The organism is Pseudomonas sp. NFPP04 (genome assembly GCF_900113815.1).
Classification (GTDB): Bacteria; Pseudomonadota; Gammaproteobacteria; order Pseudomonadales; family Pseudomonadaceae; genus Aquipseudomonas; species Aquipseudomonas extremorientalis.
Window position 1 is genome coordinate 251,898 of record NZ_FOQS01000003.1, and the last position, 20,828, is coordinate 272,725.

General features: G+C 60.7%; 21 protein-coding genes. 12 read left to right on the forward strand and 9 right to left on the reverse strand.

Annotated features, from left to right (window positions below; all coding sequences use genetic code 11):
- The first annotated feature begins 90 nt into the window (after positions 1-90).
- Positions 91-1,437, forward strand: coding sequence for a DEAD/DEAH box helicase (locus BM017_RS08515; protein WP_071491541.1), 1,347 nt, complete (start codon positions 91-93; stop codon positions 1,435-1,437).
- Positions 1,438-1,487: 50 nt separating this feature from the next.
- On the opposite strand, the gene BM017_RS08520 is transcribed toward BM017_RS08515, so the two are convergent.
- Entirely contained in the window at positions 1,488-1,763 is a 276-nt protein-coding gene (locus BM017_RS08520) for a hypothetical protein (protein ID WP_092242875.1), read from the reverse strand.
- Between the two features lie 154 nt (positions 1,764-1,917).
- Between BM017_RS08520 and BM017_RS08525 the strand changes: the two genes are divergently transcribed.
- The 5 genes from BM017_RS08525 (at position 1,918) to copD (ending at position 6,245) form a co-directional block, all read left to right on the forward strand.
- Positions 1,918-2,307: a transcriptional regulator gene (locus BM017_RS08525; protein WP_092242878.1), complete on the forward strand. Its 390-nt coding sequence runs from the start codon at positions 1,918-1,920 to the stop codon at positions 2,305-2,307.
- Positions 2,308-2,432: 125 nt separating this feature from the next.
- Positions 2,433-4,139, forward strand: coding sequence for a copper resistance system multicopper oxidase (locus tag BM017_RS08530; RefSeq protein WP_092242881.1), 1,707 nt, complete (start codon positions 2,433-2,435; stop codon positions 4,137-4,139).
- A gap of 10 nt (positions 4,140-4,149) precedes the next feature.
- Entirely contained in the window at positions 4,150-4,965 is an 816-nt protein-coding gene (locus BM017_RS08535) for a copper resistance protein B (protein ID WP_092242884.1), read from the forward strand.
- A gap of 54 nt (positions 4,966-5,019) precedes the next feature.
- The gene (copC, locus tag BM017_RS08540) at positions 5,020-5,394 is read left to right on the forward strand and encodes a copper homeostasis periplasmic binding protein CopC (protein WP_092242886.1); all 375 of its coding nucleotides are present in this window, start codon (positions 5,020-5,022) and stop codon (positions 5,392-5,394) included.
- Positions 5,391-6,245 carry a copper homeostasis membrane protein CopD gene (gene copD / locus BM017_RS08545; RefSeq protein WP_092242889.1) on the forward strand — a complete coding sequence of 285 codons (855 nt, stop codon included), beginning with the start codon at positions 5,391-5,393 and terminating at the stop codon, positions 6,243-6,245. Before copC ends, copD begins: the two co-directional genes overlap by 4 nt.
- Here copD and BM017_RS08550 read toward each other — a convergent pair.
- The 3 genes from BM017_RS08550 to BM017_RS08560 form a co-directional block, all read right to left on the reverse strand.
- Positions 6,242-7,108 (reverse strand): DUF6279 family lipoprotein, encoded by an 867-nt coding sequence (locus tag BM017_RS08550; protein ID WP_092242891.1) that lies wholly within the window; start codon positions 7,106-7,108, stop codon positions 6,242-6,244. The genes copD and BM017_RS08550 overlap by 4 nt on opposite strands.
- 65 nt (positions 7,109-7,173) lie before the next feature.
- The gene (locus BM017_RS08555) at positions 7,174-7,896 is read right to left on the reverse strand and encodes a TorF family putative porin (protein ID WP_092242894.1); all 723 of its coding nucleotides are present in this window, start codon (positions 7,894-7,896) and stop codon (positions 7,174-7,176) included.
- Between the two features lie 196 nt (positions 7,897-8,092).
- Positions 8,093-8,272, reverse strand: coding sequence for a hypothetical protein (locus BM017_RS08560; protein ID WP_003193095.1), 180 nt, complete (start codon positions 8,270-8,272; stop codon positions 8,093-8,095).
- 323 nt (positions 8,273-8,595) lie between these two features.
- On the opposite strand from BM017_RS08560, the gene BM017_RS08565 reads away from it, so the two are divergent.
- From BM017_RS08565 to BM017_RS08575, 3 genes are all read left to right on the forward strand, one after another.
- Positions 8,596-9,432 carry a CvfB family protein gene (locus tag BM017_RS08565; RefSeq protein WP_017134857.1) on the forward strand — a complete coding sequence of 279 codons (837 nt, stop codon included), beginning with the start codon at positions 8,596-8,598 and terminating at the stop codon, positions 9,430-9,432.
- A gap of 52 nt (positions 9,433-9,484) precedes the next feature.
- Entirely contained in the window at positions 9,485-9,883 is a 399-nt protein-coding gene (locus BM017_RS08570; protein ID WP_092242896.1) for a DUF2177 family protein, read from the forward strand.
- Positions 9,884-10,081: 198 nt separating this feature from the next.
- Entirely contained in the window at positions 10,082-11,524 is a 1,443-nt protein-coding gene (locus BM017_RS08575) for an NCS1 family nucleobase:cation symporter-1 (protein WP_092242900.1), read from the forward strand.
- On the opposite strand, the gene BM017_RS08580 is transcribed toward BM017_RS08575, so the two are convergent.
- Positions 11,436-12,641, reverse strand: a complete 1,206-nt coding sequence (locus BM017_RS08580) for an MFS transporter (RefSeq protein ID WP_092242902.1) — start codon at positions 12,639-12,641, stop codon at positions 11,436-11,438. The genes BM017_RS08575 and BM017_RS08580 overlap by 89 nt on opposite strands.
- 103 nt (positions 12,642-12,744) lie before the next feature.
- On the opposite strand from BM017_RS08580, the gene BM017_RS08585 reads away from it, so the two are divergent.
- The 3 genes from BM017_RS08585 (at position 12,745) to BM017_RS08590 (ending at position 16,360) form a co-directional block, all read left to right on the forward strand.
- Positions 12,745-13,638: a putrescine utilization regulator PtrR gene (locus BM017_RS08585; RefSeq protein WP_092242904.1), complete on the forward strand. Its 894-nt coding sequence runs from the start codon at positions 12,745-12,747 to the stop codon at positions 13,636-13,638.
- A 142-nt stretch (positions 13,639-13,780) separates the two neighbouring features.
- A complete protein-coding gene (locus tag BM017_RS29295) occupies positions 13,781-13,903 on the forward strand; it encodes a PA1414 family protein (RefSeq protein WP_003193089.1) in 123 nt (40 codons plus the stop codon).
- 366 nt (positions 13,904-14,269) lie between these two features.
- Positions 14,270-16,360 carry an FAD-dependent oxidoreductase gene (locus tag BM017_RS08590; RefSeq protein WP_092242907.1) on the forward strand — a complete coding sequence of 697 codons (2,091 nt, stop codon included), beginning with the start codon at positions 14,270-14,272 and terminating at the stop codon, positions 16,358-16,360.
- A gap of 64 nt (positions 16,361-16,424) precedes the next feature.
- On the opposite strand, the gene BM017_RS08595 is transcribed toward BM017_RS08590, so the two are convergent.
- From BM017_RS08595 to speB, 4 genes are read right to left on the reverse strand one after another with little or no spacing between them, the layout of a single operon-like run.
- On the reverse strand, positions 16,425-17,807 hold the full coding sequence (locus BM017_RS08595; RefSeq protein ID WP_092242910.1) for a sodium:solute symporter family protein: 1,383 nt from the start codon (positions 17,805-17,807) through the stop codon (positions 16,425-16,427).
- Positions 17,808-17,842: 35 nt separating this feature from the next.
- Positions 17,843-19,354: a purine-cytosine permease family protein gene (locus BM017_RS08600; RefSeq protein WP_092242912.1), complete on the reverse strand. Its 1,512-nt coding sequence runs from the start codon at positions 19,352-19,354 to the stop codon at positions 17,843-17,845.
- A gap of 21 nt (positions 19,355-19,375) precedes the next feature.
- Positions 19,376-19,798, reverse strand: a complete 423-nt coding sequence (locus BM017_RS08605) for a YybH family protein (RefSeq protein ID WP_092242915.1) — start codon at positions 19,796-19,798, stop codon at positions 19,376-19,378.
- On the reverse strand, positions 19,798-20,748 hold the full coding sequence (gene speB, locus BM017_RS08610) for an agmatinase (RefSeq protein ID WP_033900672.1): 951 nt from the start codon (positions 20,746-20,748) through the stop codon (positions 19,798-19,800). The genes BM017_RS08605 and speB overlap by 1 nt, the downstream gene beginning before the upstream one ends.
- Positions 20,749-20,828: the final 80 nt, after the last annotated feature.

Here is a 20,828-nt window from a genome sequence, read left to right on the forward strand (position 1 = left end):
TCACACCGTTCACGTAAAGAAACTCGGTTTGGGCGCCCGAAACCGGTAACCTATGCAGCTGATTTTTTGTATTTCTTCGAGGTAGCACCCGTGTTTTCCCAATTCGCCCTGCACGAACGCCTGCTCAAAGCCGTGGCCGAGCTTAAATTTGTCGAGCCTACGCCTGTGCAGGCAGCGGCCATCCCGCTCGCGCTCGAAGGGCGTGACCTGCGGGTGACAGCTCAAACCGGGAGTGGCAAGACTGCCGCTTTTGTCCTGCCTGTGCTGAACCGCCTGATCGGTCCGGCCAAAGTGCGCGTCAGCATCAAGACCCTGATCCTGCTGCCGACGCGCGAGCTGGCCCAGCAGACCTTGAAGGAAGTCGAGCGCTTCTCCCAGTTCACCTTCATCAAGTCCGGCATCATCACCGGCGGTGAAGACTTCAAGGTCCAGGCCGCCATGCTGCGCAAGGTGCCGGACATCCTGATCGGCACCCCGGGGCGCATGATCGAGCAGCTCAACGCCGGCAACCTCGACCTCAAGGAAGTCGAAGTGCTGGTGCTGGACGAAGCCGACCGCATGCTCGACATGGGCTTTGCCGACGATGTACAGCGCCTGGTGGGCGAGTGCGTCAACCGCCAGCAGACCATGCTGTTCTCCGCCACCACCGGCGGTTCCACCCTGCGCGAGATGGTCGCCAAGGTGCTGAACAATCCTGAGCACCTGCAGGTCAACAACGTCAGCGACCTGAACGCGACCACGCGCCAGCAGATCGTCACCGCCGATCACAACGTACATAAAGAGCAGATCCTCAATTGGCTGCTGGCCAACGAGACCTATCAGAAAGCCATTGTGTTCACCAACACCCGCGCCGCCGCCGACCGCATCTACGGCCGCCTGGTGGCCCAGGAATACAAGGCGTTCGTGCTGCACGGCGAGAAAGACCAGAAGGACCGCAAGCTGGCCATCGACCGCCTCAAGGCCGGCGGCGTGAAGATCCTGGTGGCCACCGACGTTGCCGCACGCGGCCTGGACGTGGACGGCCTGGACCTGGTGATCAACTTCGACATGCCCCGCAGCGGCGACGAATACGTGCACCGTATCGGCCGTACCGGGCGTGCCGGCAACGATGGCCTGGCCATCTCGCTGATCTGCCATGGCGACTGGAACCTGATGTCGAGCATCGAACGCTACCTCAAGCAGTCGTTCGAGCGCCGTACCATCAAGGAGGTCAAAGGCACCTACACAGGGCCGAAGAAGGTCAAGGCCTCGGGCAAGGCCGTTGGCGTGAAGAAGAAAAAGACCGACGCCAAGGGCGATAAGAAGAAAACCGGCGCCAAGTCGCCCACCAAGCGCAAGATCGCCAACCGGCCGAAGACCGACAACCTGTCGCTCGTCAGCAAGGACGGCATGGCACCGCTCAAGCGCCGCAAGCCGCAAGCCCCGGCTGCCGAATAAGGCGCGGGTGATGTGAAAAAACCGGACGATTGTCCGGTTTTTTTATGCCCTCAGTCTTTGGCTTTGGCGGCGGCTTCCTTGAGTTCCTTGAGCCGGGCGTCGATCAACTGGCATTTGTCGGGGAACTCCGCGCTTTGCGTATCCAGGTCCATCTTCTGCAGTTCGTCGTTGATCTCCTTGGCCTTGGTCGGATTCTGTTCGGTCAGCCTGGTCACTTCCTGAGCCAATTGCTCGCGCTTGCTCGTGGCTTCGTCGGGCGTACAGGCCCAGGCGGGCAGGGCGCTAAACAGCGCGGCCGCGACGGCCAGGTTCATCAGGGTTTTCATGGGTACACCTCCTTGGCGGATATGAGCTGTTGAGGCCGCGAACGTCTGGAAAGTTCAGAGAAATAACGTCCGTCTATTCGGCTGAACGGTGACCGACAGGGCGTGTCACACCTCTAGACAGGCTATTTTCCACCCGCCTGCAGGAGGAATCAGGATGACGACTTACAACTGGGATCTGATCGAACGTCTGCTGCATGAAGTGCAGAACGGCGAGGGCAGCTTCGCCCCACGCAAATACGCCGAGCAGGAAGCGGCCGAGAAGGCCACGGCGGGCGAGTCCACCGGTAACCTGGACGCGCTCAAGAAGACCGCGGCAGATTATGAAGCGCTGTTGTTCAAGCGCGGCTTCATCGAGTCGCGCCCTGAAGAGGAGGGCGGCAATGGTGAGAATTTCATCCTGACTCCGCTCGGCGCGCAGCTGTTGGCGCTGATCGACAGTTCGATCCCGGGCAATGATCACCCGCGCCAGGTGCTGGACGAACAGGCGGATGCGCTGGACCCAACGACCTTTGCCGAAGTGGCCTCCAAGGCGCAGATCGCCTGACCCGCTACGCTCCGGCACCGAGTACGGTGCCGGGCGAACCTGTCAGATCGGTAATCTGCCGCTAAGCTGGCTGACAGCCGGCCCTGCCTAATCTGCTGCCATTCAACCCATGGAATTGAATCGGCATGCACTCCACCACTACCCGACGAACTTTCGTCAAAGGCCTGGCCGCCGGCGGCTTGCTCAGCGGGCTAGGGCTCTGGCGCAGCCCGGTCTGGGCGCTCACCAGTCCCGGCCAGCCCACCGTGCTGGCGGGTACCGAATTCGATTTGTTCATCGACCAGATGCCAGTCAACCTCACCGGTCGCAACCGTACCGCGCTGACTATCAACGGCAGCCTGCCTGGCCCCTTGCTGCGCTGGCGCGAAGGCGAGACGGTCACCGTGCGCGTGAAGAACCGCCTGGCCGAGCCGACGTCGATCCACTGGCACGGCATTCTCCTGCCGTCGTCCATGGACGGTGTGCCGGGCTTGAGCTTCAAGGGCATCGAGCCGGGTGGGGTATTTGTCTACCAGTTCACGCTCAAGCAGCACGGCACCTACTGGTACCACAGCCACTCGGGGTTTCAGGAGCAGCAGGGTGTGTATGGCCCGTTGGTGATCGATCCCAGGGAGCCCGAGCCCTTCACTTACCAACGTGACTACGTGGTGATGCTGTCGGACTGGACCGATGAAGACCCGGTTGCGCTGATGAAAACCCTCAAGAAACAGTCCGACTACTACAACCTGCACAAACCCACCGTGAGCGATTTCGTGCGGGATGTGGGCAAGCAGGGCTGGTCGGCCACCGCCGCCGATCGCCTGATGTGGGCGCAGATGAAGATGAACCCCACCGACCTCGCCGACGTCAGCGGTGAGACCTACACCTACCTGCTCAATGGCCAGCCACCGGAACGCAATTGGACTGGCCTGTTCCGGGCGGGCGAGACCCTGCGCCTGCGCTTCATCAACGGCTCGGCGATGAGCTATTTCGATGTGCGCATCCCGGGGCTGAAAATGACGGTGATCGCCGCCGATGGCCAGCCGGTGCAGCCAGTGAGTGTCGATGAGTTCCGCATTGCTGTGGCGGAGACCTTTGATGTGCTGGTCGAACCTACCGCGGCCGCCTACACCCTGTTTGCGCAGTCGATGGACCGCAGTGGTTACGCCCGCGGCACGCTGGCCCTTCAAGCGGGAGCAATCGCGTCGGTGCCGGCGCTGGACCCGCGCCCCTGGATCACCATGGACGACATGGGCATGAGCGGCATGGACCACGGCGCCATGGCGGATATGCCGGACATGGCGAGCATGGATCACAGCGCCATGTCGATGCAGGCCCATCCGGCCAGCGAGCAAGGCAACCCGCTGGTGGACATGCAGGCCATGAACCCGGTGCCCAAGCTCGACGACCCCGGCATCGGCCTGCGCAACAACGGCCGGCGTGTCCTGACTTACGCCGATTTGCGCAGCACCTTTGAAGACCCTGACGGCCGCGACCCCAGCCGCACCCTTGAGCTGCACCTCACCGGGCACATGGAGAAGTTCGTCTGGTCGTTCAATGGCGTGAAGTTTTCCGACGCCGAACCCTTGCAACTGACCTATGGCGAGCGGGTCCGGCTGGTGCTGGTCAACGACACCATGATGAGCCATCCCATTCATCTGCATGGCTTGTGGAGTGATCTGGAGGATGAAAACGGCCAGTTCCAGGTGCGCAAGCACACCATCGACATGCCGCCGAGCTCGCGGCGCAGCTACCGGGTAACCGCCGATGCGCTGGGGCGCTGGGCCTATCACTGCCACCTGCTGTACCACATGGAAATGGGCATGTTCCGAGAGGTGCGCGTGCATGAATAAGGACGCAAGCATGAGCCATCGTGTTTTATTCGCCGTTATCGGGCTGGCGTTCGCCCCGTTGGTGCAGGCCGACGAGTTCCAGGGCATGAGCCCGGCGACACCGGCGCTCACCGAGAGCCGCACACCGATCCCGGCGCTGACCGATGCTGATCGTGCGGCGGTGTACAACGCCCCCGATGGGCACAGGGTTCATGACAGTGGCGTCAATTCGCTGCTGCTGATCAACCAGTTGGAATGGCAGGGCGGTGACGGTGCAGGCGCGCTGAACTGGGATATCAAAGGCTGGGTTGGCGGCGATATCGACCGTCTGTGGCTGCGCAGTGAAGGCGAGCGCAGTGCCGGCCGCACTGAAAGTGCCGAGGTCCAGGCTCTGTGGGGGCACGCCATCAGCCCGTGGTGGGACCTGGTGGGCGGCGTGCGCCATGACTTCAAACCGGGCGACGGCCAGACCTGGGCGGCGTTCGGCGCCCAGGGCATGGCGCTGTACAACTTCGAAGCCGAAGCCACGTTGTTTGTCGGTGAGGCGGGTCGTACCGCTGCTCGCCTGGAAGGCGACTACGACATCCTGCTGACCAACCGGCTGATCCTGCAGCCCACCGCTGAACTCAACTTCTATGGACGCAACGACCCGCCGCGCGGCGTCGGTTCGGGCCTGTCGGACAGTGAGCTGGGTTTGAGGTTGCGTTACGAAGTACGCCGTGAGTTCGCGCCCTACGTGGGCGTCAGCTGGAACCGCAGCTACGGCCAGACCGCGCAATACGCACGGGATGAAGGCGAAGACATCAGCCAATGGCGCTGGGTGGTCGGTGTGCGTCTGTGGTTCTGACGGTTTTACCCATCCTATAACTCACTCGCCGCCATGAGCGGCCTGGAGCCTTGCATGTCATTGTTGAAAACTACTGTGCTGTGCGCCGGACTGATCACCAGCCTGGCGGTATCAGCTCATCCAAAGCTGCTGTCGTCCACACCATCGGATGGGGCCAAGGGGGCGCCACCCGCCGTGATTGAACTGCGTTTCTCGGAAAACCTGCTGACGCAGTTTTCTGGCGCCAAACTGACCATGACCGATATGCCCGGCATGTCTCACTCGCCGATGCCGGTGAAAGCCAGCGTCGCCGCCAGTACCGATCCCAAGGTGATGCTGATCAAGCCGGCGTCCGCGCTGACGGCGGGTACTTATCGGGTGGATTGGCGCGCGGTGTCGTCCGATACGCATCCGATCCTGGGGAATGTGATGTTCAGCGTCCAGCCATGAGTGAGGCGGTCTCGATATTCCTGCGTTTTGCGCTTTATCTGGATTTGATGCTGGTGTTCGGCCTGGGGTTGTTTGGCCTCTATGGCGACCGCCGCCTATTGAATCTGCAGCCGCTGTTGCGGCTGGCGGCGTGCCTGGGCGTACTGCTGTCGGTGGCGTCGCTGCTGGTCATGACCCAGGCCATGAGCGGCGCTGAAGATTGGCAAACGCTGTGGCCGCACCTGCAGATGATGCTCTGGCAGACCGAGCTGGGCTGGACCTGGAGCTTGCGAATGGTGGCGCTGGTGCTGGTTGCGCTCAATACCCGACTGGCGCCGCTGTTCGGCGCGATTGCGCTGGTGACGCTGGCGTGGGCTGGACACGGCGTGATGCATGAGGGTACGCAGGGGTTGTGGCACGTCCTCAGCGACAGTGCGCACCTGCTGGCGGCGGCGGGTTGGGTCGGCGCGCTGGCTGCATTCGGGTTGGCGCTGAGGAGTACCTCGTTACCGGCGCTCCACAGGCTGGCCCACGCGCTGGCGGCGTTCGAGCGGATGGGCATGCTGTTCGTAGCGGTGCTGATCGGCACGGGCGTGGCGAATTATCTGTTTGTGGTCGGGCCGAACCTCGATGGCATCACCGGGGGCACCTACGCGCTCCTGTTGTGCGTCAAGTTGGGCGTGTTCGGTGTGATGCTGGGGCTGGCGGCGCTCAATCGCTCGCAATTCACGCCGTTGCTGCAACGCGCCCTGGCGGCGGGCGACACTACCGTGGCAGTCAAAGCACTGCGTCGCAGCATTGCGCTGGAGTCTGCCGCAGTGGTGTTGATCCTGGCGCTGGTGGCCTGGCTGGGGACGTTGGTGCCCGGTTAGGACTGCGCGCTCTTCAAGCATTTAAGTGCCTGGAAATCACTGCGGACCTTGTCGATTTTCTGCGTGAGTTTCTGCCGTTGTGGCAGCGTACTTTCGGCCATCACATCGACAATCAGGCTGCGCGCCGCCGCTTCCGTCCGGGCATAGGCCGCTCTGTACTCCGGGGTCCACAGGCTTTCGCGGTCAACCAGCAACTGCTGGATCTTCTGCGGGAAATCGGCACTGCGGCGTTGTTGCACGGCGTCGATAAATTGCGCCTGCCAGCGGGCGCGATTGCCGATCCATTCCCGGTTCTGCTCGCCCAGGGCGATGGACCACGCGGTTACGCGGTTCTGCTGGCTGGCGCTGAGCGGGCCGATCCAGGCGTCCAGGCGTTTATTCATGCGTTCGGCGCGCTCCTTGATCTGCTGTGCCAGGGGCGGCTTGAGGTATTCGTCCTGGCGTTTGCGCAGGTCCTTGGCCAGCGCGTCGTTCATGTCCTTGACCTGCTGATCATCCAGGCCCTGTAGCAGTTGGATGGCGGAGGGGGTGATCTCGTGGGCGATTTCGTTGATGGCCTGCTTGGCCTCGACGGTACGGGCCTGCAAGGCAGCGTCGGTGACCTGATTGTCATCGGCCATCCGCTGCAGGCGGTCCAGCCAATCCAGGTAACCCGGCAATTGCGTGGTGCAGTGCCAGGCCAGGTGCTGCTTGAGGGTGTCGTTGAACCAGCTCTTCTGCCCGGCGTTCATGTCCAGGTAGTCGTTGAGGGTCCAGGGGATGATCACGTCCAGGTTGCGGTAGGCCAGGCCCACGCGATTGCAGCCGGCGAGCACCAGGCTCAGGCTCAGTAATAGCATCAGTAGTTTGAGCCGACGCAGCATGGGCGGGTCCTTCGCAGAGTGGGTTATCACATGTGAACCCGCAGCGGTTGCAACAGTTCAGCCCATCAATAAAACGACCGCGCAGCCTTCAGCGTCAACAGGCCATCGCATTGCGAATTGTGTCCGGAGTAGGCCGAGCAATCCCCGCCGCTGAGGCTGGAGTCGCTGTAGATCAGATTCAAATCAACGCCCATCCACTCCCGGGAGAATTGCACCGACCAGTCGCTGAAGCTGCGAATGGAGCCGCCGTCCACCGAAACCGGAGTGCCCAACTGATGGGTGGTGTATTTCATACTGACGCCGATGCCAAATGGCTGCGTGCCACCGAGGTCGGCGAACAGGGTGCTGTCCTGGCGGTCCGGGTCGTTGCTGAAGGACGCCCCGAAGCGGTTGCCCAACAGGTTCAGGCCGCCGTAGAACTCCTGGCTGTCGAGGGGGCTGAGCTTGGGGTAGCTGTAGTGGATCAGGCCTACTTCGTAACCCAGGGTCTGGTCGAAGGGGTGTTTGAAACCCATGTAGGAATCGATTTCGAGGTTGCTGGACGAAGACAAGCCCATGTTGGGTGAAAACTGACCGAAGTACAGGCCACTGTCGTGGCTCAGGTCCAGCCCGCCATGGAACGAGTCGCTGCCGGGGGAGGTGGGCTTGACCAGGCCCTGGGCCATGCTTCGGCTGGGTGTGGTGCCCAATTTCAGGTCGAAATCGCCCAATTCACGCTGGAAGACCTGCGCTTCGGCGAGGGGGCTGGCAACCAGGGCAAAGACCAGGAAGATGCAGGATTTGAACATGCTTCACTCCATGAAAAGCGAGGAGCAGTGACGGATGAAATCGGGCAGATGCCCGTGCTAGACGTGTGCAAGCATACCGGCGAATGGCAGGCGGTGAGGCCCGTTCGTCGATTAGAGGTATAGCGGGGGGACTTGGGGCTCTAGTCCTAGCGCCTTGAAAGTCAAGACGCTTAGGGACCAGGGGGATTGCGCGGTATTACTTTTTACCCAGGCTGATCTGCTTGGACGGGCCGAAAGTCTGGCCGCTTACGCCTTTGGCAATTTGCTGGATTTCGCCGCCGGACTTGAGGAACGCCGCAATCTGGCTGTTGATCGACTCGCTGGTTTCAACGGCGGGAGCTGGCTTTGCTTTGCTGTTGGATGCTTTTACGCGCATGGCGGCCACTAACCTGTAGAAAATTAACTTGGCCAGGCATCGTACAGGAATGACTTGACAATTGCTTGGTAAATATCCCCCGGGAATAAGTGTCGGGTGTGGAAATAGCCAAAGTTTATCTTTGAGATAAGCCTCTAACTTACTGTTTTAACTCGAAACCACGGGGATGGAGGGCGTTCGGCAGCGCGGGAAAATTCAGTCCAGTGATCGGACGAGCGGGGCTGTGCCATTGGAAGGCCACGCCAGCCCGCGATTTTTCAGGCGCGCGCGCGTGGCGAGTGCAACTCGGGTAGAATGCCGCCCACGTAATGAGGGGTTTGGACATGGCTTTAGTCGGGCGCTACAACAGCTTGCAAGTGGTTAAACATACTAACTTCGGTTTGTACCTGGACGGTGCGCAAGATGGTGAAATCCTCTTGCCCAATCGGTATATCCCCAAAGATATTCCCAGTGAAGATGAAGACTGGCTCAACGTTTTCATTTATCTGGACAGCGATGACAAACTTATCGCCACGACTGAAAAACCCAAAGTTCAAGTCGGTGAATTCGCCAGTTTGAAAGTGGTGGAAGTCAACAGTATTGGCGTGTTCCTCGACTGGGGGTTGCCCAAGGATCTACTGCTGCCGTATTCGGAAGAAAAGCGCCAGTTGACGGCCGGTGAATACTGCGTGGTGCATGTCTATCTCGATAAGCACACCAAGCGCATCACCGCCACTGCACGCCTGGATCGCTACCTGGACAAGACACCGGCCAACTACCAGGTGGGCCAGGAAGTCGATCTGCTGGTGGCCGAAGCCACGGACATGGGTTTCAAGGCGATCATCAACAACAAGCACTGGGGCCTGATCCACAAGAACGAAGTGTTCAAGTTCCTGCGCCCGGGCAAGGAAGAAAAAGGCTTTATCAAAGAGATCCGTGCCGACGGTAACATCAGCCTGAGCCTGCAACCGGTTGGCCAGGAAGCGGCCTCCAGCCTGAACTCGAAGATCCTCGCCAAGTTGCGTGAAAACAACGGCACGTTGCCGGTCAGCGACAAGAGCGACCCGGCGGTGATCAGCAACTTGTTCGGCGTGAGCAAGGGCAACTTCAAGAAGGCCATCGGTGCGCTGTATAAGCAGGGCCAGATTGTGATTCATGCCGATCGCATTGAACTAAGCTGAGTGCGTTCTGCTCTTCTGTAGGCGCCCATTGGCGTCTACAGAGGCCGCCTCAATGAATAAGAAAACGCTGTTCGCCTACCTCGGCACGTTGCTCGCCTTCCTGATACTGGACGGCCTCTGGCTCGGCGTCATCATGGGCCCCACCTATAAGTCCCTGTTGGGTCCACTGATGCTGGATCAACCTCGGCTGTTGCCCGCAACGCTGTTCTATCTCCTTTATGTGCTCGGTTGCGTCGTGTTCGTGGTCTTGCCCAGCGCAAGCTGGCAACGCGCCGCCCGCCTGGGCGCCTTGCTCGGCCTGGTCGCCTACGGCACCTATGACCTGAGCAACTGGGCCACGCTGCAAGGTTGGTCCGCTCGATTGGCGATCATGGACATGGCCTGGGGGACGTTCCTGACCGCCGCATGCTGTACGGTGGGCTACCTGTGTGCACAACGAGTGCAACGCTGATTGTGTACAGGATATCTGTGCACCGTTGCTGAGCGTGGCGCCGCCCTATAGCCCGTTATCAGTCCCTTTGGAGCGCCGTGCCAAAGGGATTGCGTTCAATTGGCACGCATTCTGCTGACTATCTCGTATACAAACCATGCCGCCTCCCGTATGCACCCCGTGACGGAAGCGCAGGCCGGTATTTCGAGGAGCCCAGCGATGACCGAACAATTGCCCAAAGGCTACAGCCCACGCCTGTACAACCAGGACTTGGGCCCGCTGCCGCAAAAGTGGAACTGGTACAACATCTTCGCCTTCTGGATGAGCGACGTGCACAGCGTCGGCGGCTACGTGTTCGCCGCCAGCTTGTTCGCCCTGGGGCTGGCCAGTTGGCAGGTGTTGATCGCCTTGCTCGTGGGGATCTGCATTGTGCAGTTGATCGCCAACCTGGTGGCTAAGCCAAGCCAGCAGGCTGCGGTGCCTTATCCGGTGATCTGCCGGCTGGCGTTTGGTGTGTTTGGCGCGAATATTCCGGCGGTGATTCGCGGCCTGATCGCCGTGGCCTGGTACGGGATTCAGACGTACCTGGCCTCGAGTGCCTTGATCATCGTGGTGCTGCGCTTCTTCCCACAGATGGCGGTGTATGCAGAGCCGCATTTTGCAGGCCTGTCCTACCTTGGATGGTTTGGTTTCCTCAGCCTGTGGGTGTTGCAAGCAGCGGTGTTCTGGGCGGGCATGGAGTCGATCCGCCGTTTTATCGATTGGGCCGGGCCGGTGGTGTACGCGGTGATGTTTGCCCTGGCCGGCTGGATCGTGTGGAAGGCCGGTTGGTCGAACATCAGTTTTACCCTGGCGGAAAAATCCCTGTCGGGCTGGCAGGCGTTTGGCCAGGTCGTTGTGGCGACGGCGCTGGTGGTGTCGTATTTCTCCGGGCCAACATTGAACTTCGGTGACTTCAGCCGTTACTGCCGCAGCATGCAGGACGTACGACGCGGCAACTTCTGGGGGCTGCCGGTGAATTTCCTGGCGTTTTCCCTGGTGACCGTGGTGATTGTCTCGGGCACCTTGCCGGTGTTTGGTGAAATGCTGCATGACCCGATCGCCACCGTGTCGCGCATCGACAACAGCATGGCCGTATTGCTCGGGGCCTTTGCCTTCGTCACCGCGACCATCGGCATCAATATCGTCGCCAACTTCGTGTCCCCGGCGTTTGACTTCGCCAACGTCGCACCGAGCAAGATCAGCTGGCGCGCCGGCGGGATGATCGCTGCCGTGGCGTCGATCTTCATCACCCCGTGGAACCTGTTCAATAACCCGCTGATGATCCACTACACCCTGGACATCCTCGCGGCGTTTATCGGGCCGCTGTTCGGGATCCTGCTGGTGGATTTCTATTTGATCAAAAAACAGCAGATCGACGTGGATGCACTGTTCGATGACAGCCCCAGCGGGCGCTACTACTTCGACGGTGGCGTGAACTGGACGGCGATCAAGGCATTGGTGCCCGCGACGCTGGTGGGCGTCGCGATCACCTTCACCCCGGCCTTGCAGGGCATGGCCAACTTTGCCTGGTTTACCGGGTGCTTCCTGGGTGGGCTGTTTTTCCTGGTACTGGCGCGACGTGAACAGGTGCGTGTGCCTGCGCCGCTGGTTGTCGGCTGATCAACACCGAGCCCGCCACCAACAAGCCTGCCCCGGCGACCACCAGCGCCGGTTGCAGGCCACCGCTCAGGTGGCTGCTGACTGACGCCAGCAACGGCCCGCTCAATTGGCCGATGGCAAAGCTGGCGGTCAACAGCCCGGTGCTGCGCTGGTAGCCATGGGGCGCGACGTCCCGCAGCCGGGCCATCACCAACTGCATGCAGGCCAGGAACGGCCCGCCACACAGCAAGACCCCCAGTGCCAGGCCCCAGCCATTGCCCAGCAAGCAGGCAAACACCCCGGCCGCTTGCAGCCATAGCGTGGTCATCAGCCAGCGGCGCGTGGTGTTCGGGTCCTTGCGGCGCAGGGTCGCCACCACCACACCGATCGCGGCGGCCAGGCCGAAGCACGGCCAGAACAGGTCGGCCTGCCAGGCCCCCTTGAACTGCGCGTTGGCCATCTGCGACAGGAACGTCGCCGGGATGATGTAGCCCAGGCCGAACAGTACGTAGATCCAGCACAAATGCGCGATGCTGCCATTAGTGCCCGCGTCGGAGTGGCCGCTAAGGGGGGCGGCGGCAGACGGCTTGGGCAGGAAAGGCAGAATCGCCAGCAACATCACCAGCGCCACTGCGCCATACACCAGCCACAACGTTGCGGAGCTTTGCCCCAGCAGATTGGAGCCCACCGCCAGCAAGCCCGTCAGCAAAATCCCCAGTCCCGGACCGGCAAACACCAAGGCACCCAGGCGCGGACGTCCGGCGGCAATCGCCAGCGGCTGGCTCAGGCTGGTGATCATCACCAATGCCCAGGCACTGGCGACGCCGGTGCCAAAGCGCAGCAACAGGTGTGGCCAAAAGCCATGAGCCCAGTACGACGCCAGGGTCAGCAGCACGCACAGCCACAACCCGCCAAACAACCGGCCACGGACGTGGTGATGGCTGCGCGCGAAGATCGAATCCACCGCGCCGACGAAGTAGCCCAGGTAATTGGCGGCGGCGATCAGGCCCGCACCGGTCAAGTCGATCTGCCCCTCGCTGAGCAGGTGCGGCATTTGCGGGGTGAGGGCGAAGCGGCCAATCCCCATCGCCATCATCAAGGCGACAAAGCTGGCAGTTAAGCGAATCAAGGGAGACATGGTCAGATTTCCTGCGGCTAAGCGAATACCTTCAGGCTAAGGTGGATTGACTTTCTGTAAAATTGAATAATAGTGAGCAACTTGTTCAGTTTTGGAGAAACTCATGGAGTTCAGTCAATTGCGCATTTTCCAGGCCGTGGCGGAAGAGGGCTCCATTACCCGTGCGGCTGACCGCTTGCACCGGGTGCCGTCGAACCTGTCGACGCGCCTCAAGCAAATGGAGGAGCAGCTCGGTGTAGAGCTGTTCGTGCGTGAACGCCAGCGCTTGCAGCTTTCTCCTGCGGGCAAGGTTCTGCTGGACTACAGCACCCGTCTACTGGCCCTGCATGATGAAGCCCATGGCGCCGTGCAAGGTGGGCAACCGGCTGGCGATTTCGTATTGGGCAGCATGTACAGCACGGCCGCGGTGCATTTGCCGAAGCTGTTGGCGGGCTATCACAAGGCTTATCCGATGGTGAACCTTCAGGTGCAATCGGCGCCCAGCGGGGAGTTGCTCGAAGGGTTGATCACCGGTCGCCTGGATGCGGCCTTTGTGGACGGCCCCATCACCATCGCCTCTCTGGACGGCATCGCCCTGTGCGAAGAACGTCTGGTGCTGATTTGCGAAGCCGATCATCCCCCCGTGCGTGGGCCTCAGGATGTAGCGGGGCGCTCGGTGTTCACCTTCCGTCGCAGTTGCGCCTACCGCACCCGCCTGGAGACCTGGTTCTCCCATGAGCACGTGGCCATGGGCCGGGCGATTGAGATCGAGTCCTACCAAGGCATGCTCGCCTGTGTGATCGCCGGGTCGGGCGTGGCGCTAATGTCCGAATCGATGCTCGACAGCCTGCCTGGCAAGGACAGCGTGTCCGTTCATCCGCTGACAGGGCCTTTTGCCACTGCGACCACCTGGCTGATGTGGCGAAAGGGTATGCTCGGCGCTAACCTCAACGCATGGATCGACCTGCAGCAAGCCGGCAACGCTGCGGTGGTGCAAGACACCCGCGCCATCGCTTGAGCGATCCGTCAGGATTTTGATGAATTCAGTAATAGTTCGTTGTGTTTTCGTTCAAGCAATACGTAGGACTTAGGGCTACTATCACTGTAGGAAAGGGCGACAGAACTTGCGCCTACCCGCATTACCCTCAAAGGGGGCAACCATGAAAGAGAAAATTCAAAACTGGCTCCATGACCTGGGTGTTGCACTGGGCTTGATCGAGCCTCCGCTGCAGCCGGTGCCGATTCGCACAGATGACGAGCAGCGTCGTCCACGTCGGCGATAAAACGCGACCTGTAAATCGCCTCAGAATCCATGTGGGAGCGGGCTTGCTCGCGAAGGCGGTGTGTCAGTCAACATTTTATGTACTGACACACCGCCTTCGCGAGCAAGCCCGCTCCCACAGTCGTTTTGCACCAGGCCAAAGAAATGTGCGACAGCTAACGTCGCCCCGTTTTAGGGTGAGCATCCGCCTCTCTTCAAGCGTTTTGACTAATGGTCAGAATCGGACTACCTGTCAGTCGGAATCAGCTGGCTTATCTAATTCTAGAAATACCCATAGCTTGAAACTCAAGCGCCTATTCATAGCGCCCCAACGTTTTATTGAGTGCCTCTTTTCGAGGTGTCAGTCAGAGTTGTTGGAGACAAAGCTATGTTGCTCTCTTCGGTTCCTCCGGTCGCCGCGTCACTCATCACCACAACCGACTGTGTTTTACAGGCTGCGCCTGTGTCGAAAGGCTGGAGGGCCGACGCGCCCAGAAACGTCGTGTTTCTTTCGCCGGCATTGACCAGGCAGGCGCTGCTGATACAGATCGCGCTCCTGCGTCCAACAACCATCATTGTTGGAGACCAACCCATCGATGCAGATGTCCTGGAGCAATGGCGTACCTCCCACCCCTTTGGAAACCTCTGTTTGATCCGCAGAGGCACGAGTTTGGACAAGATACGACTGGACCTGTGTGAATCCCACGCCATTCAAGTACTCAACACCCCAGGGGTGAATGCGCCGCATGTGGCCGCCTATATCCTGCGTTGGCTGAGACTGGCGGATGGTTCCATCCCCCGTGACGTGCGTGTACTGGGATACGGCAATGTGGGGAAAGAACTGGTCAACCTGTTGCTTGATCGAGATCCCAATGTTCGGATCAGAGTGCTGGTCCGGCCAGGTCGAGCGTCGGATACTCTCGGCAATCCCGCCTCCGACAGTCGAGTGTCATTTGTCGTGGACTGGTTCGAGGCCTTGGAGGGCGCCGCCGCTGTCGCAGTATGCGTATCCCTCAATGACGAGTCCGTTCATCGCCTCGATCGGGCCCTCATTCAGTGCCTGCACCGCCAAGCCCGCCTGATCTGTGTCGCCAAGCCGGACGTCTTCAGCGACGGTGCGTTGTACGCCCTGGCCGAGGCTGAACATATCCAGCTGGTATTGGACTATGGGCCTGCGACACTGGATGAGTTCCGACAACGCACACAGAGACTCGGCTGTGAGGTCTCCACTTGGTACCGGCCTGCGACGCTCACTACCCAGGCGTCAACCACCGAGGCCTGCCACCGCGACCTTGACTATGCCGTTTCAATACAGCTGAGTTTGATGGCCTTGCGCGGTCTGGTGAGGCGTAAACTTGCACAGTCATTGACGCTCCCTTCTCTGCCCGCAGCGGCCAGTGCGCCGCGTGTTTCAATCATCGGCAGAGGCATTAATGGCCTGTTCCAGGCCGTGATGCTCCGGTTGGCGAATTATCAGGTCACGGTGTATGGGGGAAATCAGAAGAGCGATGGCGCCAGTCATAAGCCTGTAAACATGCGCCATATGTCGGCAACGGAGACGACTGCAAAGCCACTGCATAACGACTATCTACTTCCCGCCAATCAATATTTGGCTGTTGAGTGCAACCGTGCAGGTATCGAGCTGTTTGAAAAGTTTCTGGCTGACAACCCAACGCTGGCACCATTCGCGCGGGCTCGGGTAGTACGCGCTTATATGGACGACGCCAGCGGGGTAGAGACTGCGATACGCGAGCAACGCAATATAGAAAACAGACCTTGGCCGAGTGGCAAGCCAGGAGGTGAGCTCACAGAAATCAGTCAGCAGACGTTCTTGGAGACTTTTGGCGTTCCCGGGGTCGGTCGCGCTATTGAGGTGTCGGGCTACGATTTGGATTTTATCGATTTAAAGCATGAAATAGAGGTGCTGTTGCTGAACTCTGGAGTTCAGTTCATGCCCGGGCACCTGACTCCGATACAAATTGGTGAGCTAAGCAGAGAACACTTCGTTGTTACTGCTATGGGGGTCGAGGAGTCAGAGATAATCGCCATCACTGGTTGGTTTTTCAAGCTGCGCGCAGTGGGTCATGAAGGCGCCGGGATACGCGGGCTCAAACTGCAATACGATTTACCAATCGGGGTTATGAATTGCCGATTGGACGGAGACTGCATTCTTGTTTCCGGCGGGCAGGTTCCTCCTGATTCGGCGCCAGAACGCAAAGAGCAGATATTGGGGGCATGCTTGGCGGCTGTTTCTCGGCACTTTCCACAGTCCTACCGAAGGGCAATCGAACGTGGTGATTTACAAGTTATCGAATGTGCCAGGCCCGGCACCTCGGATGGGCTTTCGATAGTGCATTGGTCGGCCCACCACCACATCGCAGCCGGAGGAACCTACGCCGCCGGCACAACGCAAGGACTGTTATGGGCCTCCCTGGTCCAGGAGATCATCCAGGCAAACCAGAACCTGGCGGTTGAATGAAAAAAACGGGCGCGACATCCGACGTCGCGCCCGCTGAAGAAACCCCTCTAAAACCCGCTGTCTCTCAAACCGCGCTGGCCGCCACGCCCTCTGGCCGACGCGACAACACACTCACCACCACAAAGCTCACCAGCCCCACCGCCAGGCTGTAATAGATCGGCGTGTTCGCATCCAGCCCATCCTTGATCATGAATACCAGCGCGGTCACAAAGCCCAGCGTCATGGAAGTAATTGCCCCGGAGGTGGTGGCGCGCTTCCAGAAGATCGCGCCGATCAGCGGGATCAACATGCCGCCCACCAGCAGGTTATAGGCCAGGGTCAGGGCGCTGATCACATCGCTGACTACCAGTGCGATGCCCAGCACGGCAACACCTGTCAGCATCGTGAACAGGCGGTTGACGGCCAGGCTCGACTGTTTGCCGCCACGCAGGCGCGGCAGCAGGTCTTCGGTCAGTACGGTGGAGGCAGCGAGCAGGCCGGCGCTGGCGGTGGACATCATCGCCGCCAGTGCTGCGGCGATCACCAGGCCACGGATGCCATCTGGCAGCGAGGCTTTCACGATAGCGGCAAACGCATTGTTGACGTTGTCCAGGTCCGGGATCAGCACATGCGCGGCCATACCGATCAGCGCACAGGCCAGGCCGTAGAGGATGCAGTAGAAACCGGCGAAGGTGCCGGCGTACTGGGCGACCTTTTCATCACGGGCGGTGAACACCCGCTGCCAGATGTCCTGGCCGATCAGGATGCCGAAGAAGTAGATCATGAAGTAGGTGATGATCGTGTCCCAGCCGATGGCGGTGAAGCTGAAGCTCGACGCCGGCAGCTTCGCGACCAACTCATCCCAGCCGCCGACGCGGTACAGGCAGATCGGCAGCAGGATAAACATCAGGCCGACGGTCTTGATCACGAACTGCACGATGTCGGTCAGGGTCAGCGACCACATGCCGCCGATGGTCGAGTACACCACCACCACGCCACCGCCGAGCAGCACCGAGATCCAGAACGGCAAGCCGAACAACACCTGCAACACAGTGCCGATGGCCAGGATCGACGTCACGCCGATCATCAGTGCATAAGCCAGCATAATCACAGCGCTGGCCTGGCGGGCCATGGGGTTGTAGCGTTTTTCCAGGACCTGGGTCACGGTGAAGATCTTCAGCTTCAACAGCGGCTTGGCCAGGAACAGGTTCAGCGCAATGATGCCCATGCCCAGCGCGGCACACAGCCAGAAGCCGGAAATGCCATGCACATAACCCAGGCGCACGGTGCCGACGGTGGACGCACCGCCCAATACCGTGGCGGCCATGGTGCCCATGTACAGCGACGGGCCCAGGTTGCGCCCGGCCACCAGGTAGTCTTCGTGGGTCTTGGCGCGGCGCATGCCGTAGTAGCCGAGCACGAGCATGCCGGCGGCGTAGATGAGTACGACGAATAAATCCAAAGCCATGACGGCGGTTCTCCGATTATCTTTTTTATGGGCGATCAGGCGGCGGGTTGCAGCGCCGGTTTAACGCGCGCATCCGTGCGCTTGCTGCGAGGGTCGGCGGGCCCGTAGACGGCCGCCGGTTCCGGGAACACACGAAGCAAGGTCAGGTACACCACCGAGGCCAGTCCCAGCGTCACCGGCAGGCTGATATCGATGCCGTCGGCCAGGTTGCCCAGCGGCCCGACAAACTGCCCCGGCAGGTTGACGAAGCACAGACCCACCAGCGCACTCGGAATCCACGCCCCCAGCCCGCGCCAGTTCCAGCCATGGCTGAACCAGTAGCGACCGCCGGTTTCTCCACGGGTGAACACCTGCAAGTCATCCGGGCAGTAAAAGCCGCGACGCACGATCAGGCCGATGATCATCATCACCATCCACGGCGTGGTGCAGGTAATGATCAGCACGGCGAAGGTCGACACGCTCTGCACCAGGTTGGCGGCGAAACGTCCGATAAAGATGAAGGCAATCGACATCACCCCAATCAGCAAGGTGGCCTTGACCCGTGACAGCAGGCGCGGGAACACACTGGACATGTCCAACCCGGTGCCATACAGCGAGGTGGTGCCGGTGGACATGCCGCCGATCACCGCAATCAGGCACACCGGCAGGAAGAACCAGGTCGGTGCCACTGCAAGCAAACCGCCGACGTAGTTATTCGCCGCGATGTAGTCCGGTGCCTTGATCGCCACGATGGTCGCGGTGGCCAGGCCGAACAGGAACGGGATCAACGTCGCGATTTGTGCCAGGACCACCGCCAGCATGATGTGCATTTTCGGCGTTTCACGCGGGATGTAGCGCGACCAGTCGCCGAGGAACGCGCCGAAGGAAATCGGGTTGCTCATGGCGACCAGCGCGGCGCCGATGAAGGCGGCCCAGAAGCCGGTCTGCCCCAGCGCGACGGAGCCTGCGAAGTGGCTGTCGAAAGCCGGCGCGAAGGCGAAGATACCCAGCAGGAACAATAGGCTCGCCGCCCACACCGCAATGCGGTTGACCCACAGCATGAAGCGAAAGCCGTAGATGCACACCGTCAGCACCAGAATGGCGAACACCCCGTAGGCCAGCCCCAGGGTCAGGTCGGTTTCCGGTAGGCCGATCAGACGTTTCGCACCGCCCACCAGCGCATCACCCGAACTCCACACCGACAGTGAGAAGAAGGCAATCGCCGTCAGCAGCGACAGAAACGAGCCGACGATCCGCCCGTGCACACCAAAATGCGCACCGGAAGACACGGCGTTGTTGGTGCCATTGATCGGCCCGAACAGGCCCATGGGCGCCAGGATCAGCGCACCCACCAGCACGCCCAGCACAATCGCCCAGACGCCGGCCTGGAATGACAGGCCAAACAGCACGGGGAAGGAGCCCAGCACGGCGGTGGCAAAGGTATTGGCACCGCCGAAGATCAGTCGGAACAGATCCTTGGGGCCGGCGGTACGTTCGTGGTCCGGGATCTGCTCGACCCCGTTGGTTTCTATTTTTCGAATACTTTTATCGTTGTTTTTATTATTCATGATCAGCTCCGATCACATTGGCTAAGGGGGCGGCAGCCCTTCCGGCATAGCGGACAAATGTTCGTGACAGGCCAGCCACAGGCCTTGTTTTTGTTGTGCGCCAGATCCTTGCCGTGTGAAGACAATGGTCTCGCGTTCCTGGCTTTTGAATTGCTCCCCGTTCATGCGCAGCTCGGTGGCCACGTCATGGATAAATATCGCCACGTCGCCCTGCAGGCTGACCACGGCGTTGCTCGACGTGCACGACAGCACTTCGAACCCCTCGTCCCGACGCCAGCTGTCCCACAACGCCTGGTAGGCATCGCGGCTGAGCAGCGGCTGGGGGAGGGTGTAGAACACAAAGCTGGCATCGGCCGTGAACGCGCCGAAGTAGGCGGCGCGATCATTGCGGGCGAAGGCCGCCACCAGCTCGGCGGCGGCTTGCAGCACCTCGTGCGTGCTCATCAGCGGTGCGCCACGCCCGGCAATACGCAGAGCATTTCGTACAGCAGGTTGGCACCCAGCAACGAGGTGTTGCCGGTGGTGTCGTAGGGCGGCGAAACTTCTACCAGATCACAACCAATCAGGTCGAGACCTTGGCAGCCACGGATGATCTCGATGGCCTGGATGGTGGTCAGCCCGCCGATTTCCGGGGTGCCGGTGCCCGGAGCCCAGGCCGGGTCGATGCCGTCGATGTCGAAGCTCAGGTACACCGGGCCGCCGCCGACCTTTTCACGCACTTCGGCCATCAGCGGTGCGAGGGAGTGGTGCCAGCACTCTTCGGCCTGGACCACGCGGAAACCCTGTTTGCGGCTCCAGTTGAAGTCTTCGGCGGTGTAGCCCTGGGCGCGCAGGCCGATCTGCACCACACGGTCGCAGTCCAGCAAGCCTTCTTCCACGGCGCGGCGGAAGGTGGTGCCGTGGGCGATTTTCTCGCCGAACATATGGTCGTTCACATCGGCGTGGGCATCGATATGCACCAGCCCGACCTTGCCGTGTTTCTTGTGGATCGCCCGCAGGATCGGCAGGGTGATGGTGTGGTCGCCACCCAGGGTCATCGGGATCACGTCGTGTTCGAGGATCTCGTCGTAGGCTTCTTCGATGATGCGCACGGCGTCGAGCAGGTTGAAGGTGTTGATCGCCACGTCGCCGATGTCCGCCACCGACAGCGAGTCGAACGGTGCGGCGCCGGTGGCCATGTTGTACGGGCGGATCATCACCGATTCGGCACGGATTTCACGCGGCCCGAAGCGGGTGCCGGCGCGCAGCGAGGTGCCGATGTCCAGGGGCACGCCGATGAAGGCAGCGTCCAGGCCCTTGGCGGTTTGCAGGTGGGGAAGTCGCATCATGGTGGCGATGCCGGCAAAGCGCGGCATTTCGTTGCCGCCCAGTGGTTGGTGGAAAATCTTGTCCACGGGAGTGCCTCATCGTTGTTTTGTTTATTAGGGGTCGATTCTGCGAAATACAGGGAAACGAAAGAATCGGCAGGGGCAAA

Coding starts and splice junctions, on each gene's coding strand:
- BM017_RS08520 (WP_092242875.1), bottom strand. CDS start 1,763: ATGAAAACCCTGATGAACCTGGCCGTCGCGGCCGCGCTGTTTAGCGCC.
- BM017_RS08525 (WP_092242878.1), top strand. CDS start 1,918: ATGACGACTTACAACTGGGATCTGATCGAACGTCTGCTGCATGAAGTG.
- BM017_RS08530 (WP_092242881.1), top strand. CDS start 2,433: ATGCACTCCACCACTACCCGACGAACTTTCGTCAAAGGCCTGGCCGCC.
- BM017_RS08535 (WP_092242884.1), top strand. CDS start 4,150: ATGAGCCATCGTGTTTTATTCGCCGTTATCGGGCTGGCGTTCGCCCCG.
- copC (WP_092242886.1), top strand. CDS start 5,020: ATGTCATTGTTGAAAACTACTGTGCTGTGCGCCGGACTGATCACCAGC.
- copD (WP_092242889.1), top strand. CDS start 5,391: ATGAGTGAGGCGGTCTCGATATTCCTGCGTTTTGCGCTTTATCTGGAT.
- BM017_RS08550 (WP_092242891.1), bottom strand. CDS start 7,108: ATGCTGCGTCGGCTCAAACTACTGATGCTATTACTGAGCCTGAGCCTG.
- BM017_RS08555 (WP_092242894.1), bottom strand. CDS start 7,896: ATGTTCAAATCCTGCATCTTCCTGGTCTTTGCCCTGGTTGCCAGCCCC.
- BM017_RS08560 (WP_003193095.1), bottom strand. CDS start 8,272: ATGCGCGTAAAAGCATCCAACAGCAAAGCAAAGCCAGCTCCCGCCGTT.
- BM017_RS08565 (WP_017134857.1), top strand. CDS start 8,596: ATGGCTTTAGTCGGGCGCTACAACAGCTTGCAAGTGGTTAAACATACT.
- BM017_RS08570 (WP_092242896.1), top strand. CDS start 9,485: ATGAATAAGAAAACGCTGTTCGCCTACCTCGGCACGTTGCTCGCCTTC.
- BM017_RS08575 (WP_092242900.1), top strand. CDS start 10,082: ATGACCGAACAATTGCCCAAAGGCTACAGCCCACGCCTGTACAACCAG.
- BM017_RS08580 (WP_092242902.1), bottom strand. CDS start 12,641: ATGTCTCCCTTGATTCGCTTAACTGCCAGCTTTGTCGCCTTGATGATG.
- BM017_RS08585 (WP_092242904.1), top strand. CDS start 12,745: ATGGAGTTCAGTCAATTGCGCATTTTCCAGGCCGTGGCGGAAGAGGGC.
- BM017_RS29295 (WP_003193089.1), top strand. CDS start 13,781: ATGAAAGAGAAAATTCAAAACTGGCTCCATGACCTGGGTGTTGCACTG.
- BM017_RS08590 (WP_092242907.1), top strand. CDS start 14,270: ATGTTGCTCTCTTCGGTTCCTCCGGTCGCCGCGTCACTCATCACCACA.
- BM017_RS08595 (WP_092242910.1), bottom strand. CDS start 17,807: ATGGCTTTGGATTTATTCGTCGTACTCATCTACGCCGCCGGCATGCTC.
- BM017_RS08600 (WP_092242912.1), bottom strand. CDS start 19,354: ATGAATAATAAAAACAACGATAAAAGTATTCGAAAAATAGAAACCAAC.
- BM017_RS08605 (WP_092242915.1), bottom strand. CDS start 19,798: ATGAGCACGCACGAGGTGCTGCAAGCCGCCGCCGAGCTGGTGGCGGCC.